Genomic DNA, 16516 nt, shown 5'->3' on the forward strand with positions numbered 1-16516 from the left:
CGCCCCGCGCCCCCCCCCCCCCCCCCCCCCCCCCCCCCCCCCCCCCCCCGAAGGTGCTCGTCATCGTCGTGTCCTCAGCCACGCAACGCCGAATGCAGTTCCTGCAGCGACCGCACACCCAGTCCGCCGGCGATACTGGCCTCGATGCCTTGTACGGCCGCCGCGGCGCCCTGCACGGTGGTGATACAGGGGATGTTCTGGCTCACCGCGGCACTGCGGATCTCGTAGCCGTCCACGCGGGGCCCGGAGTTGCCGTAGGGCGTGTTGAAGACCATATCCACTTCGCCGTCGCGGATCTGCTCGACGATCGACGCCGCCGGGGGCTCGCTACCGTTCGTGGCGGGCACCGGGTCGGAATGCTTGCGCACCTCTTCGCAGGGAATACCGTTGCGGCGCAGCATTTCCGCGGTGCCCGCGGTGGCGAGGATGCGGAAGCCGAGGTCGTGCAGCCGCTTCACCGGGAACACCATGGCCCGTTTGTCGCGGTTGGCGATCGAGACGAATACGGTGCCCTCGGTGGGCAGCGAACCGTAGGCCGCGGTCTGGCTCTTGGCGAACGCGGTGCCGAAATCGGCGTCGATACCCATCACCTCGCCGGTGGATTTCATTTCCGGGGAGAGCAGCGAATCGACCTGGCTGCCGTCGGGCCCCCGGAACCGGTGGAACTGCAGCACCGCCTCTTTCACCGCGACCGGCGCGTCGAGCGGTACATGCCCGCCGTCACCTTCGGGCAGCATGCCCTCGGCGCGTAGTTCGGCGATGGTGGCACCCAGCATGACCCGGGCCGCCGCCTTGGCCAGCGGTACCGCGGTGGCTTTGGAGACGAACGGAACCGTGCGGCTGGCGCGCGGGTTGGCCTCGAGGACGTAGAGGACATCGTCCTTGAGCGCATACTGCACATTCAGCAGGCCCTTGACACCGATCCCCTCGGCCAGCGCGATCGTGGAGCGGCGGACGGCCTCGATATCGCTGCGGCCCAGCGTGATCGGGGGCAACGCGCAGGCGGAGTCGCCGGAGTGGATCCCGGCTTCCTCGATATGTTCCATGACCCCGCCGAGGAACACCTCGGTGCCGTCGCAGAGCGCGTCGACGTCGATTTCGATGGCGTCTTCGAGGAAGCGGTCCACCAGCACCGGATGTTCGGGGCTGAGTTCGGTCGCGCGGGAGATATAGCCCTCGAGCGAGTCCTCGTCGTAGACGATCTCCATCCCGCGCCCGCCGAGCACGTAGGACGGCCGCACCAGGACCGGGTAGCCGATCTCGGCGGCGATCTTGCGGGCCTGTTCGAAGGTGGTGGCCGTACCGTACTTGGGGGCGGGCAGCCCGGCCGCGACCAGGACGTCACCGAATTCCCCGCGGTCCTCGGCCAGGTCGATGGCGGCGGCGCTGGTGCCGACCACCGGTACGCCCGCAGCCGTGAGCCGTTGTGCCAGGCCCAGCGGGGTCTGGCCGCCGAGCTGGACGATCACGCCGGCGACCGTGCCGGATTCGGTTTCCGCGTGGTACACCTCGAGCACATCCTCGAAGGTGAGTGGTTCGAAGTAGAGGCGGTCGGCGGTGTCGTAGTCGGTGGAGACGGTCTCCGGGTTGCAGTTGACCATCACCGTCTCGTAGCCTGCGGCCGACAGCGTCTGCGCGGCGTGCACACAGGAGTAGTCGAATTCGATTCCCTGCCCGATCCGGTTCGGCCCGGAACCGAGGATGATCACCTTTTCCCGGTCGGGCTGCGGGGCGACCTCGGTTTCGGCCTCGGGATCGAGTTCGTAGGCCGAATAGTGGTACGGCGTCTTGGCCTCGAATTCGGCCGCGCAGGTGTCCACCGTTTTGAACACCGGGCGGACCCCGAGCCGGTGCCGCAACGCGCGTACCCCGGCCTCCCCGGCGAGTTCCGGCCGCAACGCCGCGATCTGCCGGTCGGACAAGCCGTGGTATTTCGCCCGGCGCAACAGGGATTCGTCGAGCACCGGGGTGTCGAGGAGTTCACGTCGCAGGTCCACCAGCCCGGCGACCTCGGCGACGAACCACGGGTCGATACCGGAGGCCTCGGCGACGGATTCGATGCTCGCACCGAAGCGCAGGGCCCGCTCGACCTGGTAGATGCGGCCTTCGGTGGGGGTCCGCAGATCGTCGAGGATCGCCTTGATGGCGGCGTCGATATCGGACCGGTCCGCGGAGGCCGGCGCCCAGGTGCCGTCCTCGACGGTCCAGAAACCGGTGGCCTTGGTTTCCAGCGACCGGAGCACCTTGCCCAGCGCTTCGGCGAAATTACGGCCCAGTGACATGGCCTCGCCCACCGATTTCATGGTGGTGGTGAGGGTGGGGTCGGCACCCGGGAACTTCTCGAACGCGAACCGCGGCGCCTTGACCACCACGTAGTCGAGGGTCGGCTCGAAACAGGCCGGCGTTTCCTTGGTGATGTCGTTGACGATCTCGTCGAGGGTGTAACCGATGGCCAGTTTCGCCGCGATTTTGGCGATCGGGAACCCGGTGGCCTTCGACGCCAGCGCCGACGACCGCGAAACCCGCGGGTTCATCTCGATGACGATGAGCCGGCCGTCGGCGGGGTTCACCGCGAACTGGATATTGCAGCCGCCGGTATCCACGCCGACCTCGCGCAGGATGGCGATGCCGAGATCGCGCATCTTCTGGTATTCGCGGTCGGTCAGGGTGAGGGCCGGCGCCACGGTCATCGAATCGCCGGTGTGCACACCCATCGGGTCCACGTTCTCGATGGAGCAGACGATCACGACATTGTCGCGCCCGTCGCGCATCAGCTCGAGCTCGTATTCCTTCCAGCCGAGGATGGATTCCTCGATGAGCACGTTCGCGGTGGGCGAGGCGGCGAGGCCGCCGCCGGCGATCCGGTCCAGGTCCTCGTCGTTGTAGGCCATCCCGGAACCGAGGCCGCCCATGGTGAACGACGGCCGCACGACCACGGGGAAGCCCAGGTCGGCGACGGTATCGCGGACCTCGTCCATCGTGTAGCAGACCCGCGAGCGGGCACTCTCGCCGCCGACGCTCGCGACGATGTCCTTGAACTTCTGCCGGTCCTCACCGCGCTGGATGGCCTCGAAATCGGCGCCGATCAGTTCGACTCCGTACTTCTCCAGTACGCCGCGCTCGTGCAGGGCGACCGCGGTGTTCAGCGCGGTCTGCCCGCCGAGGGTGGCCAGCAGGGCATCGGGGCGTTCCTTCTCGATGACCTTTTCGACGAATTCCGGGGTGATCGGCTCGACGTAGGTCGAATCGGCGAATTCGGGGTCGGTCATGATGGTCGCCGGGTTGGAGTTCACCAGCGAGACCCGCAGGCCCTCCGAGCGCAGGACGCGGCAGGCCTGGGTGCCCGAATAATCGAACTCGCACGCCTGGCCGATGACGATCGGGCCCGATCCGATGACCAGAATATGTTCGAGATCGGTACGGCGAGGCATCAGGCTCCCTTCATCAGACCGGCGAACCGGTCGAACAAGTACGCGGCGTCATGGGGCCCGGCGGCCGCTTCCGGGTGGTATTGCACGGAGAAGGCGCGACCGTCCACCAGCCGCACCCCTTCCACCGTGCCGTCGTTGGCGCAGACGTGGCTGACCTCCGCCTTGCCGAACGGGGTGTCGAACTGTTCGCCGCGCTCACCTTCCAGCGCGAATCCGTGGTTCTGCGCGGTGATGGAGATGCGGCCGGTGTCGTGCTCGACGACCGGGATGTTGATCCCCCGGTGCCCGAACTTCATCTTGTAGGTGCCGCGGCCGAGCGCGCGACCCAGGATCTGGTTGCCGAAGCAGATACCGAACAGCGGCAGCCCCTTGTCCAGGATGCCCTGGGTGAGGGCGACGGCGGTATCGGCGGTCGCGGGGTCGCCGGGGCCGTTGGACAGGAACGCGCCGTCCGGCTTCAGTTCCAGGATCTTGTCCAGGCTCGTCGAGGACGGCACCACGTGCACGCGCATTCCGTGCCGGGCGAACATCCGTGGTGTGTTGGATTTGATGCCGAGATCCACCGCGACCACCGTGAACCGGGCCTCGCCCTCGGGTTCGACGGTGTAGATCTCGTCGGTGCTGACCTCACCGGCCAGGTCGGCGCCCAGCATCGACGGCTGCCCGGTGACCCGGGCGAGCAACTCGTCCGGTTCGGCGAGCGCGGGGCCGGAGAAGATCCCGGCCTTCATCGACCCGCGGCTGCGCAGATGCCGCACCACGGCGCGAGTGTCGATCCCGGCGATCCCGACGATGTTCTGCTGTTCCAGCTGTCCGGGCAGGGTGCCGGTGGCACGCCAGTTGGAGTGGCGGCGCGCCGGGTCGCGTACGGCGTAGCCGGCGACCCAGATGCGCTGCGATTCGTCATCCTCGTCGTTCCAGCCGGTATTGCCGATCTGCGGGGCCGTGGCCACCACGATCTGCCGGTGGTAACTCGGATCGGTGAGGGTTTCCTGATAGCCGGTCATGGCGGTACAGAACACCGCCTCGCCGAGGGTCTGCCCGACCGCGCCGTACGCGGCGCCGCGGAAGACCCGTCCGTCCTCGAGGACCAGGGCCGCGGCTGTTGTCGTCTTCGTCATTCGTCATCTCCCGTCGTTGCCCGCGCCCAGGCCGGATACACCGTTTTGTCGTCGCCGCGGAACCCGGTGTCGATCTCGGTTCCGCTCGGCAGGGTCCAGCGGATCACCAGTACGCCACCCTCGGTCATCACCTTGCCCGCGTGCCCGCGTTCGGTCCGGATGGCGGTGACCGATTCCTCCGGTATCCAGATCGGTGTGGCGCCGTCGCGGTCCAGCAGGATCCCGTGTTCGAAGCGGGTCAGTTCCGCTGTCGCCCGGTATCCCAGATCGCCGACCGCTATCCGGTCCTGCCAGCTCGGCGCCATGGTGCTGCCCAGGTAGAGGCCGGTGGTCGGGGGCAGGATCTGTGCGCCGGTCGCGGCCGGTACCGGGGGCAGTTCACCGATCCGGTCCTGCTGCCGGGCCGCGCGGTTACGCCAGCCCCGGTACATCAGGAAGACCGCCAGCGCCCACAGCAGCACGCAGAGGACTACCCAGAACGTCCGTTCCATCAGCGGCCTCCCACCAGTGTGCCCGGTGCGGCGGCCACGCCGTCGCGGGCGGTGATCCGCCCGCGCAGCAGGGTCGTGGTGACCCGCCCCGGCAAGGTCATCGACTGATAAGGGGTGTTGCTCGCGATACTCGCGAGGTGTTCACCCTCGACCGTCCAGGTCGCCTCCGGGTCCACCAGTACGAGATTGGCCGGTTCACCCACGTCGATCGGCCGGCCCTGATCGTCGAGGCCGACGATCTCGGCCGGGCGTTCGCTCATCACCCGCGCCACCCCGCGCCAATCCAGCAGACCGGGCCGCACCATGGTCTCCACCACGATCGACAGCGCGGTCTGCAAACCGAGCATGCCGGGGCGGGCCGCCGCGAACTCGCAGCATTTGTCCTGTTCGGCGTGCGGTGCGTGGTCGGTGGCGACACAGTCGACGATCCCGGCGGCCAGTGCCTGCCGCAGCGCCTCGGTATCGGAACCTTCGCGCAGGGGCGGGTTCACCTTGTTCACCGCGTCATAGGTTTCCAGCCGGGCATCGGTGAGCAGGAGATGATGCGGCGTCACCTCGGCGGTGATCGCGATCCCTTGCTCCTTGGCCCATTTGACCAGCTCGACCGTGCCTGCGGTCGACGCGTGACAGATATGCACCCGCGCACCGGCGTCCCGGGCGAGCAGCGCGTCACGGGCCACGATGGATTCCTCCGCGGCGCGCGGCCAGCCCGCCAGGCCCAGCCGTGCCGCCGTCGGGCCCTCATGCGCGACCGCACCCCGGGTCAGCCGCGGCTCCTCCGCGTGCTGGGCGATCAGGACATCCAGCGACCGCGCGTACTCCAGCGCCCGCCGCATGATCAGTGGGTCGTGGACACAGTGCCCGTCGTCGGAGAACATCCGGACCGCGCCCGCGCCGGATGCCATGGTGCCCATTTCGGCGAGCTGCTCACCCGCGAGCCCAAACGTCACCGCGCCCACCGGATACACATCGACGAGGCCGACTTCCCGGCCGCGCCGCCACACGTGATCGGTGATCACCTGCGAATCGGCAACGGGTGCGGTGTTGGCCATCGCGAAGACCGCCGTGTACCCACCGAGCGCCGCGGCCGCGGACCCGGATTCGATGGTCTCGGTGTCTTCCCGGCCGGGTTCCCGCAGATGGGTGTGCAAATCGACGAATCCGGGCAGCAGCACCTGCCCGTCGGCGGCGACGATCTCGGCATCGTCCGCGCTCAGCCCGGTCCCGATCTCCCGGATCACCCCGCCGGCGATCAGCACATCGACCGGCTCACCCTCGCCGTAGAGCCGGGCTCCGGTGATCAGCACGGTGGCCGTACCGACACCTGACGCGCTCACGCTGTTTTCATCGGGCGTGCGCGCGGGCCCTGCGTGGTTACGCTGCGCTGCCTCCTCCGGGCCTGACGCGCTCACGCCGCGGCCTCCTGTACACCGACCAGCAGGCGGAACAGCACCGCCATACGCATATGGACTCCATTCGTCACCTGTTGCAATACGGCGGCGCGCGGCGAATCCGCCACCGAGGAGGCGATCTCCATCCCGCGCAGCATCGGGCCCGGGTGCAGGACCACGGCATGCTCGTCGAGCAGCGCCACCCGCCGCTCGGACAGCCCGTACCGCACCGCGTACTCCCGCGCCGACGGGAAGAAACCGCCGTTCATCCGTTCCGCCTGGACCCGCAGCATGAGCACGGCGTCGGCACCGGGCAGCTCGGAATCCAGATCGACCGACACCCGCACCGGCCAGTCCTCGACCCCCACCGGCAGCAGCGTGCGTGGCGCCACCAGCACCACTTCCGCCCCCAGCGTGGACAGCAGGAAGGCATTGGACCGGGCCACCCGGCTGTGCAGGATATCGCCGACGATCACCACTCGCCGCCCGGCGATATCGCCGAGCCGCTGCCGCAGTGTGAGGGCGTCGAGCAGCGCCTGGGTGGGATGTTCGTGCATACCGTCACCGGCGTTGATCACCGCCGGCACCGCGCTCCCCGACCGGCGCGACCACCCCTCGAACCAGTGCGCGATCTGATGCGCGGCACCCGAGGCGGGATGGCGCACGATGAGCGCGTCGGCGCCGGCCGCGTGCAGGGTGAGCGCGGTATCGCGCAGCGATTCCCCCTTGGCCACCGACGAACTGCTCGCGCTCACATTGATCACATCGGCGCTCATCCATTTCCCGGCGACCTCGAACGAGACCCGGGTCCGGGTGGAGTTCTCGAAGAACACCGTCATCACCGTGCGCCCGCGCAGGGTGGGCAGTTTGCGCACTTCCCGGCCCAGCAGTGCCTGTTCGAAACGCTCCGCCTCGTCGAGCAGCGCGGTGGCCGCGGCGCGGTCCAGATCGGTGACCGTCAGCAGATGCCTCACTGTCCCTCCCCCTGATGCAAGAAGACGCCGTCGCGGCCGTCGTGTTCGCTCAACAGCACCGAGACATCCTCGGTGCGCGCGGTGGGCACGTTCTTGCCCACGAAATCCGCGCGGATCGGTAGTTCCCGATGCCCCCGGTCGACGAGTACCGCGAGCTGCACGGCACGCGGGCGGCCCAGGTCACGCAGGGCGTCGAGGGCGGAACGGACGGTGCGGCCGGAGAAGAGCACATCGTCGACCAGTACGACCAGCGCGTCCTCGACCCCACCTTCGGGCACCGAGGTCCGCTCCAGCGGCCGGTGCGGTTTACTGCGCAGGTCATCGCGATAGAGCGTGATATCGAGCGATCCGAGCGCGGGACGCACCCCGGAGAATTCCTCGATCCTGTCGGTGAGCCGCGCCGCGAGGGTGGTACCGCGGGTCGGGATCCCGATCAGCACCACGCGCGGCGTTCCGGGCTCGCCGGAATCGAGGGCGGTGCGTTCGATGATCTGATGCGCGATTCGCGCGATGGTCCGGCCGACATCGGAGGGGGACAACAATTCCCGTCCCGCCGCCACCCATTCCGGCGTATGCCGCGTCACGGGTGGCGTCGCCTCGGCAGCGCCGGACGTGGCGGCCCGTTCTTCGGGCACAGCCATGCCGACCTCCTTCCCCGCCTCACCGGACGGTCCGTTAAAGGATGTCTTACGCCGAGCAGCCTATCAGCCCGCGAACGGCACTTTTCACCAGGTGAGGGCGCTGACCTCGGTGTGAGCGCGGCCACTCACCTCGCGGCCCCCGGCCGGTGTGAGGACGGTTACCGGCACGCGGCGATCATTCCCGGACGGCCAGAACATGGCCGACCGCGGGGTCGCCACTCAGGGCGCCCGGCCGGCCGTACGGCGCGACGAGATCGCCCCAGGCGCGGAAGGACGTTTTCCAGCCGTGCGTGGCGAACCACGATTCCCCGCCGGGTCCGAGTCCGTTCACCGGCCGCTCCCCCGGGGCCTCCCGGACGAGTTCGCGCAATGCGCGGTACTGCGGTTCGGCCGCGGCCACCTGGAAACGCCCGAGCCCGAACCGGCTGCCGGAGGCCGAGAGCCCGGTGACAGTGGCAGCCAGCGCGTAGGCATCCGCCCGCGGAAGGTAACCGAGTACCCCTTCGTCGACCCACGCCGTCGGCAGTTCGGTGCGGAAACCCTGTGCCAGCAGGGCCTGCTCCCAGTCGCCCCGCAGGTCCGCCGCGACCACATACCGCGCACAGACGGGTCGCGCCCGCCGGGCGGTCAGGACCGGTTCTTTGAAGGCGAACAGTTCGGGCAGGTCCACCTCGAAGAAGGCGGTGTCGCGGGGAAGCTCGAGCCGGAAGGCGCGGGTGTCGAGACCGGCACCGAGCAGGACGATCTGCGCGCACCGGGCCGCGGTGGCCTCCCGGATGTGATCGTCGACGCCTTTCACCGCGAGCGTGCGCCCTTCGTAGAACTGTCCGGCCAGCACTTCCAGGCGCGCCCAGCGTTCGTCGTCGAAGGCGGGACGGGCGGCGGCGACGAACGCCTCGGCCAGCGGATCGGCGTACAAACGGTCGGGGCGCGCGGTTTCCCGGGCCCGGATGAGCGCGACACCGAGTGCGGTCATCGCGACGCCGGCGGTCGGGATCGGTGCGGGTGTTCCGGTCATCGCGAACCTCCTGGCTTGCTTACTTGCCGCCCGGCTAGTAAACCACCCTCGGGCGGCGCAGGCGAGCGCTTGCGCGGCACCCGCTCGCGGGATGAGCTTCGGCCCGGCGTGCCCAGTAGGCTCCTGCGGCAGACCGTCGACCCTGAGGAGAAGCCGTTGGCCGCCCGGCGCAGCGATACCCGTGACCGCATCCGGGTGGTGGCGATGGAACTGTTCTCCGAACAGGGCTACGAAAAGACCTCACTGCGGCAGATCGCCGAACGCCTCGGCGTCACCAAAGCCGCGCTGTACTACCACTTCCGGACGAAGGAAGATATCGTCGCCAGCCTCTCCGACGATGTCCGGCGCGGCATCGACGATTTGATCGTCTGGGCCGGCACCACGCCACCCGGCCCGGCGCGCGCCGCGGAGATCCTCGACCGCTATGGCGCCCTGCTGCACAGCACCGGCCGCGACATGGTGCGGTTCATGCACGAGAATCAGCCGGCGTTCCGCGAACTCGGTTTCGGCGTCAGCCTGCGCTACCAGTTCCGGGTGATCGCCGATCTGATGACCGAACCCGAGCACGCACCCCTGGATGTCTTCCATGCCCGCCAGGCCCTGCTGGCCATCAGCTGGAGCACGGCGATGATGGGCGACCTCCCGCTGTCCGACGACGAGTGTTTCGCCGCGGCCGTCGCCGTCGCCCACGACATCCTGCGCCGAAGCTGAACCCGACCACCCAGACTTCCGGCACAGCACCGTGAATGCGCCGAGCCGAGGCCTGCCACCGCGTATCCACGACGCATCTCCGCGCGCCGGCCAGAGGCCCGTCGTCGTTCAATATCGAACATATGTTCGGCAGTTCGCTAGACTGACTACATGCCGGCACCTCTGCAACGCTCACTGCTCGACGGCTTCGGAGCGATCGAGCTGGAACCGCTGACGGATACCCACCGGACACAGCTGACCGATGGCGCCTGGGTCGATCTGCGCCCCGGCTGGCTGCGCGGCGCCGACGAGCTCTTCGATCATCTCGCCGTCGAGGTGCCATGGCGCGACGAGCGGCGGCCGATGTACGACCGCGTCGTCGACGTACCGCGCCTGCTGTGTTTCTACGGTGAAGCCGCGGAGCTTCCCCACCCCACCCTCGCCGAGGCGCGCGACGCGTTGAGTGAGTATTACCGCAGGGAACTCGGCGAACCGTTCACCACCGCCGGGCTCTGCTACTACCGCGACGGCCGCGACAGTGTGGCCTGGCACGGCGATACGCTCGGCCGCGGCGCCGTCCACGACACCATGGTCGCCATCCTCACGCTGGGGGCGCCCCGGCCACTCCTGCTGCGCCCGCGTGCGGGCGGCCCCAGCCTGCGTTTCCGGCCGGGCCACGGGGACCTGCTGGTCATGGGCGGGTCGTGCCAGCGCACCTGGGAGCACGCCGTACCGAAATCACGCCGGGCCACCGGGCCGCGGATCAGCGTCCAGTTCCGCCCGCGCGGCGTGCGCTGATCACACCGGCGCCGTCACCGAGCAGGCAGCACCGAGTCCACCAATTCCCGCACCGCCGCCAGCAGGCGATCGGTCTCACCCGAGCGGGCCAGCTCGGGCACGGTCGCACCGGCCAGCGAATCCAGCAGCAACCGGCCGACCGTCTCGGCATCCAGATCGGGCCGCACCTGGGCGAGCAGGGTCGTGATGTGCTCCCGCCAGAAGCGGTGCAGTTCCGCGGTCCGCGGATGCGGCGGCTCGGTCCGCACGATCGCCATCAGCTCCAGATTGTCGATCAACAACTCGGCCATGGCCGCGAAAAAGGCGCGCAGCCGGTCGGCGGCCGGGGCTCCCGGGCCCAGCGGCGGTGGCCCGTCGACCACCCGCGCCCGCAGCGCGAACGCCCGTTCGGCCACCATCTCGTGCAGCAGTCCGGCCCGGCTGCCGAAGCGATGGAAGATGGTCCCCTTGCCCACCCCCGCGGCGGCCGCGACGCGGTCCATGGTGACACCCTCGGCGCCGCGTTCGTCGAGTAGAGCAGCGGTCGCGTCGAGGATGGCGCGCCGATTGCGGGCCGCGTCCGCGCGTTCCTTCGCGGGAGGCATGACACCACCTTCCTTGACAAGTTGACCGCCGGTCCATATCTTTTCCGAAGAAGTGGACCAACAGTCAAGTTATGGAGTTTCGATGCAGGCAATCGTAATGACGGGCACGGGCGGACCCGAGGTCCTGGTGGCGCGCGAGGTCCCGCGACCGCATCCGGCCGCCGGCGAAATACTGATCCGCACCGCGGCGATCCCCGTCCTCTACCCCGAAACCCAGCTGCGTGCCGGTGCCTTTCCCATGGCCACGCCGCCGCCGGTGATCTTCGGCTTCCAGGCCGCCGGGGAAGTCGTCGAGGTGGGCGCGGGTGTCGCGCCCGATCTCGTGGGCCGGCGCGTAGTGGCCCGGACCGACGGGTCCGGCTCCTATGCCGAATTCGTCTGCGCGCCGGCACAGCACGCGACATTCATCCCGGACGCTGTCTCGGCCGAGGACGCGGCCGCGGCGGTGATGAGCGGTTCGATCGCCTTGGCCCTACTGGATACGGCGCGGCTGACCGGGTCGGAGACGGTCGTGGTGGAGGCCGCAGCCACCGGGGTGGGCAGCTATCTCGTCCAGCTGGCCCGGGAATTCGGCGCGGCACGGGTGATCGCCACCGCGGGCGGCCCCGCCAAGGTCGACCATGCGCGAACGCTGGGCGCCGACCTGGTCATCGACCACCGAAGGGACGGCTGGACCGAGGCACTTGCCGAGAACGCGCCGGGCACCGTCGATGTCGTCTTCGATTCCATCGGCGGCACCTCGGCGGCAGCACTGCTCCCGGCCATGACGCCCGGATCGGGCCGCATGCTGAGTTATGGCTGGCTTTCCGGCACTCCGGCGCAGGTATCGGCGGCCGAACTGATTCCGGGCGGCCTCACCCTCGCCGCGTGCGCGGGCCCGGCCTGGCAGCAGCGCGCGGACCGGGCCCAGGCCGATATTCTCGCCCGGGTACCCGCGCTGGTTCCACCCGTCGAAACCACTCTGCCGCTCGACCAAGCAGCCCGAGCACACGAACTGGTGGAATCGCGGCACCCGCTGGGCAAAGTCGTCCTGCGCCCGGCGACGACCGGATAATCGACGCAAATATGCGGCAGCCACCACAACCGAACGGGATGCGGCCGGCGCCGCCGGGCGCAGAAGTGGACCGACGCGGACTCCACCCGATCGCGTGGCAATCGCCTCAGCGGCGCAGGACGAAGAAATAGGGTTCGGGCAGCCCGCGCATATCCATGACCCCGAGCAAGGTCTGGTCGTCGACGCGCCGGAAATGATCGATGATCGGCAGATGGTCGTAGACCATGGCGGCACTCACCACACCCCGGTACTCGATATCGCGCAGACGCGCCGTCGGCTTCCGGGTACGCAGCACCGGGGCGACGGTACGCAACCTGTTCCGGACCGGCCGCAACCAGTGCGCGGGGATCTTTCCGGCCAGCGACAGCGGCACCCGGCGCGGGTCGACCGCGAAAACCGTGCCCCGCTCGTCGGTGAACAGCAGCGGGTGGACCTGGTCGGGGGAATCGAATTGCTTTCCGTACCAACCCGATTCGGAGAGCGTGCCATCCATCGGATGGCCGGTGGGCAGTTCTTCGCCGCGCCACCGGCCGGTGGTCACCTCGTTCACGGGTGCCGCCGGCAGGCTGTCGAAGATCTCCCAGGCCCGCTCGGCGGTACAACCGCCCACCGGCAGGACTGCGGCATGCTCGGTCATCGTCCGCGCTCCTCTACATCAAGGACGTTGCGAGAATAACCCTATCGTCCTCTCATCGACCGCGGCCGGTCCACCCGTGATATCCGGCGGATCAGCCGGTGATCTCCCACTCGTGCACCGTCAGTACAGACGACCCCGAGGTGTGCAGCGGGTCGGTGGACACCCTCGCTTCGGCCGCCGCACGCGAATCGGCGAGCACGATATAAGCACCCCCGGTGCCGTCGGTGAACGGGCCGGACTCCTGGAGCATGCCCGCTTCGCGAAGTACGCTCAGGAATTCCCGGTGCGGTTGCGCTACCGCCGGATCGTAGGCGGGGGTGCGCATGGCCAGCACAAGATACTTGCGCATCCTCAGGCGTCCTTGTCCGGTTCGCTGCGGGAGGCCGCGGCGGCGGCCCGGATCTGCGGCGCGACCAGCACCACCTGGCCCAGCACACCGTTGACGAAGCCCGGGGAATCGTCGGTGGACAGCTCTTTGGCCAGTTCCACCGCCTCGTCCACGGCTACGATCGGCGGAACATCGGTGGCGTACAGCAGCTCCCACACCGCGACACGAAGGATCGCCCGGTCGACGGCGGGCAGCCGGCCCAGGGTCCAATCCTGCAGATAGGACTCGATGGTGCCGTCGACCCGGTCCAGCTCCTCGGCGATACCGTCCACCAAGATCCGGGTGTAGGCGTGTACCGGGGCGACCGCCTGATCACTGGCGGCGAGTTCGGTACGTTCGTCGGCCAGATCGGCGGGGTCGATATCGCGGGCCTCGGCCTCGAACAGCAGGTCCACGGCCCGGCGACGGGCCTTGTGGCGGGCGCCGAGCTTCTTGTAGGCGGATTTCTTGTCCGCGGGCTGGTCGGGCACGGTCAGGAGTTGACTCGGCCCAGGTAGCTGCCGTCGCGGGTGTCGATACGAAGTTTGTCGCCGGTGTTGATGAACAGCGGGACCTGCACCTCGGCGCCGGTCTCCACGGTGGCCGGTTTGGTGCCGCCGGTGGAGCGGTCGCCCTGCAGGCCGATATCGGTGTGGGTGACCTCGAGCTCGGCGGTGACCGGCAGCTCCACGTACAGCGGCGCGCCCTCGTGCATGGCGACCTGCACGGTCATGTTCTCCAGCAGGAAGCGGGCCTGCTCACCGATGGTGGCCTCGGCGATGGAGTGCTGGTCGAAGGTCTCGCCGTCCATGAAGACGTAATCCGAACCGTCGTGGTAGAGGTAGGTCATATCCCGGCGGTCGACCGTGGCGGTCTCCACCTTCACCCCGGCGTTGAAAGTTTTGTCGACGATCTTGCCGGACAGCACGTTCTTCAGTTTGGTCCGCACGAAGGCAGGACCTTTACCCGGCTTGACGTGCTGGAATTCGACGATCTGCTGGAGATTCCCGTCGATCTTCAGCACGAGGCCGTTCTTGAAGTCGCTGGTGTCCGCCACGGTGTTCGGGTCTCCTCGGTTCTCGGGCGACCGGCGTCATCCGACGACGGTCAGGTCTTTGCTGGTGTTGGTGAGCAGTTCCGGGCCCCCTTCGCGCACCACGAGCGTGTCCTCGATCCGGACCCCGCCGCGGCCGGGAAAGTACACACCTGGTTCGACGGTCACCGCCACGCCAGACAGCAGTGTACCCGTGCCCGTTTTCGCGATTCCGGGCGCTTCGTGGATGCGCAGCCCCACCCCGTGACCCAGCCCGTGCACGAACAGCGGACCGTGCCCGGCGGCGGCGATGACGTCCCGGGCGGCGGCGTCCACGTCGGCACACGGGATACCCGGGCGCAGCGCCTCCCGCCCGGCGCGTTGCGCGGCGTGCACCAGGTCGTAGACCTCGCGCTGCCAGTCCGCGGGCGGGCCGAGGACGAAGGTGCGGGTCATATCCGAGTGGTAGCCCCCCACCACCGCCCCGAAATCGATCTTCACGAAATCGCCCGTGCTGAGCACGGCGTCGGTGGGCCGGTGATGTGGAATGGCGGAGTTCGACCCGGCGGCGACGATGGTCTCGAAGGCGATACCGGCGGCGCCGCGCTCGAACATGGCCCATTCGAGATCCCGGGCGACCTGCCGTTCCGTACGCCCCGGCCGCAGTTTCCCGGTTTCGAGCAGCGCGGCCAGCGCCTCGTCACCGACCGCGCAGGCCGCGCGCAACCGGTCGATCTCGTAGTCGTCCTTGACCATGCGCAATTGCTCGATCAGCCCGGGGGTGGCGACGAACTCCAGGCCGGTTCCGAGTTCGGTGAGGGCGCGATGCTGGTCGACGGTGACGATATGGCTTTCGAAGCCGAGCCGGCCGAACTGCCATTCACCCGCCAGTTCCACGACACGCCGGGCGACCGCGCGAGCTATCTCGGCCCGGAGATCGGGAACCTGCTCGGCGACCTGGGTGTCGTACCGGCCGTCGGTGGCGATCACCGTGCGCTCCTCGGCGTCCGCGGTATCCCACGAATGCACCAGCAGGGCGGCGTTGGAGCCGGTGAAACCCGTCAGATAACGGATGTTCACCAGATCGGTGACCAGCAGACCGTCGATCTCGTTCTCGACCAGCAGGTTGCGCAGCAGGCCCCGCCGCGCGGCGTAATCGGGCCGGACCAGCGGGCCACGGCCGGCATCAGCAGACATGCGACAAAAGTACCGCCGGACGGCGCGGGAAACACAGGGCCCGGCCGGGACGAGCCCGGCGCGCACGATCCGAAACGGACAGTATCCACAGTTCCGAAGAATCGCGGCAGTTGTCCACATATGGCCTCGGCGGCCGCCGCGGGGCCGGTTTCACCGGAATCGTGAACCACGTGACGACACTCGTTTTCCTGGTTCTGGCTGGATGGTGCGGTGTGCTCAGCCGTTGCGATATCCGCACCCGGCGGCTGCCGAATGCGCTCACGCTCGCCGGAGCGGTGAGCATCCTGGCCTATGCGGCGGTGTGCGGGCAATTCGCGGTCGCCGCCCGGGGCGCCGTCCTCCTGGCACTCCCCTACCTGGTGATACATCTGGCGTGGCCGGCAGCGCTGGGCGCGGGCGACGTGAAACTGGCGGTGGGTTTGGGCGCGGCGGCCGCGCTCGGCGGGGGCCGGGCCTGGCTGTGGTCGGCGCTCGCGGCGCCCCTGTTCACCGCTGCGACCGGTATCGGCCTGCTGCTCGCCGCGCACTCCACGGAGTTGTGGCGCCGGATCGCGTACCGCACACCGGAACCAGGTGTCCCGGCCCGGGCGCGTGGCCCCGGCGACCGGTACGCCGCCGTACCGCACGGGCCCTCGATGTGTGCCGCGACACTTCTCGGGCTGGCCCTGTGGTGATCACCCGGCAATCGCCCGCAGCGTCCGGCGGCGGGCCCGGTGAGCACGGCCGACCGCCTGCCCCGGCCGCGGCGCCGACATGGGAAGATGGTCAGCGTGCTGCGCTGGATAACTGCTGGAGAATCTCACGGACCCGCTCTCGTCGCCATCCTGGAGGGAATGGTCGCCGGAGTCGAGGTGACCTCGGCGGAGATCTCCGCACAGCTGGCGCGCCCCCCCCCGCGGGTAGGCCCCCGCGCGCGGGGGGATAGAGGAAACCCCAAAAGGACACCGGGCGGGCGGGGGGCGCCCCCCCCCCGCCGCCCGGGGCCCGTTGGGGGCTTTCAAATACCCCCCCCCCCCGGGGCCCTAACCCGCCGGGGGGGCCCCCCAGCTGTGCGGAGATCTCCGCCGAGGTCACCTCGACTCCGGCGAC

Annotated in this window: 17 protein-coding genes and 1 pseudogene; 5 read left to right on the plus strand and 13 right to left on the minus strand. The window is 69.1% G+C overall.

From position 1 onward, the window contains the following. Positions 1-74 precede the first annotated feature (74 nt). The 7 genes from carB to QH276_RS23950 all read right to left on the minus strand — a co-directional run bounded on the left by carB (position 75) and on the right by QH276_RS23950 (position 9067). Positions 75-3431, minus strand: coding sequence for a carbamoyl-phosphate synthase large subunit (gene carB / locus QH276_RS23920; protein ID WP_280399673.1), 3357 nt, complete (start codon positions 3429-3431; stop codon positions 75-77). Further along, complete coding sequence (carA, locus tag QH276_RS23925; RefSeq protein WP_280399674.1) at positions 3431-4552, minus strand: glutamine-hydrolyzing carbamoyl-phosphate synthase small subunit; 1122 nt, start codon at positions 4550-4552, stop codon at positions 3431-3433. Before carA ends, carB begins: the two co-directional genes overlap by 1 nt. Continuing rightward, positions 4549-5043 carry a transporter gene (locus tag QH276_RS23930; protein ID WP_280399675.1) on the minus strand — a complete coding sequence of 165 codons (495 nt, stop codon included), beginning with the start codon at positions 5041-5043 and terminating at the stop codon, positions 4549-4551. Before QH276_RS23930 ends, carA begins: the two co-directional genes overlap by 4 nt. After that, positions 5043-6380: a dihydroorotase gene (locus tag QH276_RS23935; protein WP_280399676.1), complete on the minus strand. Its 1338-nt coding sequence runs from the start codon at positions 6378-6380 to the stop codon at positions 5043-5045. The genes QH276_RS23930 and QH276_RS23935 overlap by 1 nt, the downstream gene beginning before the upstream one ends. Before the next feature lie 71 nt (positions 6381-6451). Continuing rightward, positions 6452-7408 (minus strand): aspartate carbamoyltransferase catalytic subunit, encoded by a 957-nt coding sequence (locus QH276_RS23940; protein ID WP_280399677.1) that lies wholly within the window; start codon positions 7406-7408, stop codon positions 6452-6454. Next, on the minus strand, positions 7405-8049 hold the full coding sequence (gene pyrR, locus QH276_RS23945) for a bifunctional pyr operon transcriptional regulator/uracil phosphoribosyltransferase PyrR (RefSeq protein ID WP_280399678.1): 645 nt from the start codon (positions 8047-8049) through the stop codon (positions 7405-7407). The genes QH276_RS23940 and pyrR overlap by 4 nt, the downstream gene beginning before the upstream one ends. A 175-nt stretch (positions 8050-8224) precedes the next feature. Further along, on the minus strand, positions 8225-9067 hold the full coding sequence (locus QH276_RS23950) for an SAM-dependent methyltransferase (RefSeq protein WP_280399679.1): 843 nt from the start codon (positions 9065-9067) through the stop codon (positions 8225-8227). 108 nt (positions 9068-9175) lie between these two features. Between QH276_RS23950 and QH276_RS23955 the strand changes: the two genes are divergently transcribed. After that, on the plus strand, positions 9176-9778 hold the full coding sequence (locus QH276_RS23955) for a TetR/AcrR family transcriptional regulator (RefSeq protein ID WP_280399680.1): 603 nt from the start codon (positions 9176-9178) through the stop codon (positions 9776-9778). 150 nt (positions 9779-9928) lie between these two features. Then, the gene (locus QH276_RS23960; RefSeq protein ID WP_280399681.1) at positions 9929-10555 is read left to right on the plus strand and encodes an alpha-ketoglutarate-dependent dioxygenase AlkB; all 627 of its coding nucleotides are present in this window, start codon (positions 9929-9931) and stop codon (positions 10553-10555) included. 14 nt (positions 10556-10569) lie between these two features. On the opposite strand, the gene QH276_RS23965 is transcribed toward QH276_RS23960, so the two are convergent. Beyond that, complete coding sequence (locus tag QH276_RS23965) at positions 10570-11139, minus strand: TetR/AcrR family transcriptional regulator (protein WP_280399682.1); 570 nt, start codon at positions 11137-11139, stop codon at positions 10570-10572. Between the two features lie 82 nt (positions 11140-11221). Here QH276_RS23965 and QH276_RS23970 point away from each other — a divergent pair, with 82 nt between their 5' ends. Next, complete coding sequence (locus QH276_RS23970; protein ID WP_280399683.1) at positions 11222-12193, plus strand: quinone oxidoreductase family protein; 972 nt, start codon at positions 11222-11224, stop codon at positions 12191-12193. A gap of 106 nt (positions 12194-12299) precedes the next feature. Here QH276_RS23970 and QH276_RS23975 read toward each other — a convergent pair whose 3' ends face one another. From QH276_RS23975 to QH276_RS23995, 5 genes are all read right to left on the minus strand, one after another. Then, positions 12300-12830, minus strand: a complete 531-nt coding sequence (locus tag QH276_RS23975; protein ID WP_280399684.1) for a DUF4334 domain-containing protein — start codon at positions 12828-12830, stop codon at positions 12300-12302. 91 nt (positions 12831-12921) lie between these two features. After that, the gene (locus tag QH276_RS23980) at positions 12922-13179 is read right to left on the minus strand and encodes a YciI family protein (RefSeq protein ID WP_280399685.1); all 258 of its coding nucleotides are present in this window, start codon (positions 13177-13179) and stop codon (positions 12922-12924) included. Positions 13180-13181: 2 nt separating this feature from the next. Continuing rightward, on the minus strand, positions 13182-13688 hold the full coding sequence (gene nusB, locus QH276_RS23985; protein ID WP_280399686.1) for a transcription antitermination factor NusB: 507 nt from the start codon (positions 13686-13688) through the stop codon (positions 13182-13184). A gap of 2 nt (positions 13689-13690) precedes the next feature. Beyond that, positions 13691-14254 carry an elongation factor P gene (gene efp, locus QH276_RS23990; RefSeq protein ID WP_280399687.1) on the minus strand — a complete coding sequence of 188 codons (564 nt, stop codon included), beginning with the start codon at positions 14252-14254 and terminating at the stop codon, positions 13691-13693. 36 nt (positions 14255-14290) lie between these two features. Continuing rightward, a complete protein-coding gene (locus QH276_RS23995; RefSeq protein ID WP_280406909.1) occupies positions 14291-15427 on the minus strand; it encodes a M24 family metallopeptidase in 1137 nt (378 codons plus the stop codon). 170 nt (positions 15428-15597) lie between these two features. Between QH276_RS23995 and QH276_RS24000 the strand changes: the two genes are divergently transcribed. Beyond that, positions 15598-16101, plus strand: coding sequence for a prepilin peptidase (locus QH276_RS24000; protein WP_432278656.1), 504 nt, complete (start codon positions 15598-15600; stop codon positions 16099-16101). Between the two features lie 87 nt (positions 16102-16188). Next, positions 16189-16344: pseudogene (locus tag QH276_RS24005) on the plus strand (chorismate synthase); the annotation flags it as partial. Positions 16345-16516: the final 172 nt, after the last annotated feature.

Source organism: Nocardia carnea (genome assembly GCF_029869215.1).
Classification (GTDB): domain Bacteria; phylum Actinomycetota; class Actinomycetes; order Mycobacteriales; family Mycobacteriaceae; genus Nocardia; species Nocardia carnea_B.

Coding starts and splice junctions, on each gene's coding strand:
- QH276_RS23960 (WP_280399681.1), top strand. CDS start 9,929: ATGCCGGCACCTCTGCAACGCTCACTGCTCGACGGCTTCGGAGCGATC.
- pyrR (WP_280399678.1), bottom strand. CDS start 8,049: ATGGCTGTGCCCGAAGAACGGGCCGCCACGTCCGGCGCTGCCGAGGCG.
- QH276_RS23930 (WP_280399675.1), bottom strand. CDS start 5,043: ATGGAACGGACGTTCTGGGTAGTCCTCTGCGTGCTGCTGTGGGCGCTG.
- QH276_RS23950 (WP_280399679.1), bottom strand. CDS start 9,067: ATGACCGGAACACCCGCACCGATCCCGACCGCCGGCGTCGCGATGACC.
- QH276_RS23980 (WP_280399685.1), bottom strand. CDS start 13,179: ATGCGCAAGTATCTTGTGCTGGCCATGCGCACCCCCGCCTACGATCCG.
- QH276_RS23995 (WP_280406909.1), bottom strand. CDS start 15,427: ATGTCTGCTGATGCCGGCCGTGGCCCGCTGGTCCGGCCCGATTACGCC.
- QH276_RS23965 (WP_280399682.1), bottom strand. CDS start 11,139: ATGCCTCCCGCGAAGGAACGCGCGGACGCGGCCCGCAATCGGCGCGCC.
- carA (WP_280399674.1), bottom strand. CDS start 4,552: ATGACGAAGACGACAACAGCCGCGGCCCTGGTCCTCGAGGACGGACGG.
- QH276_RS23975 (WP_280399684.1), bottom strand. CDS start 12,830: ATGACCGAGCATGCCGCAGTCCTGCCGGTGGGCGGTTGTACCGCCGAG.
- carB (WP_280399673.1), bottom strand. CDS start 3,431: ATGCCTCGCCGTACCGATCTCGAACATATTCTGGTCATCGGATCGGGC.
- QH276_RS23970 (WP_280399683.1), top strand. CDS start 11,222: ATGCAGGCAATCGTAATGACGGGCACGGGCGGACCCGAGGTCCTGGTG.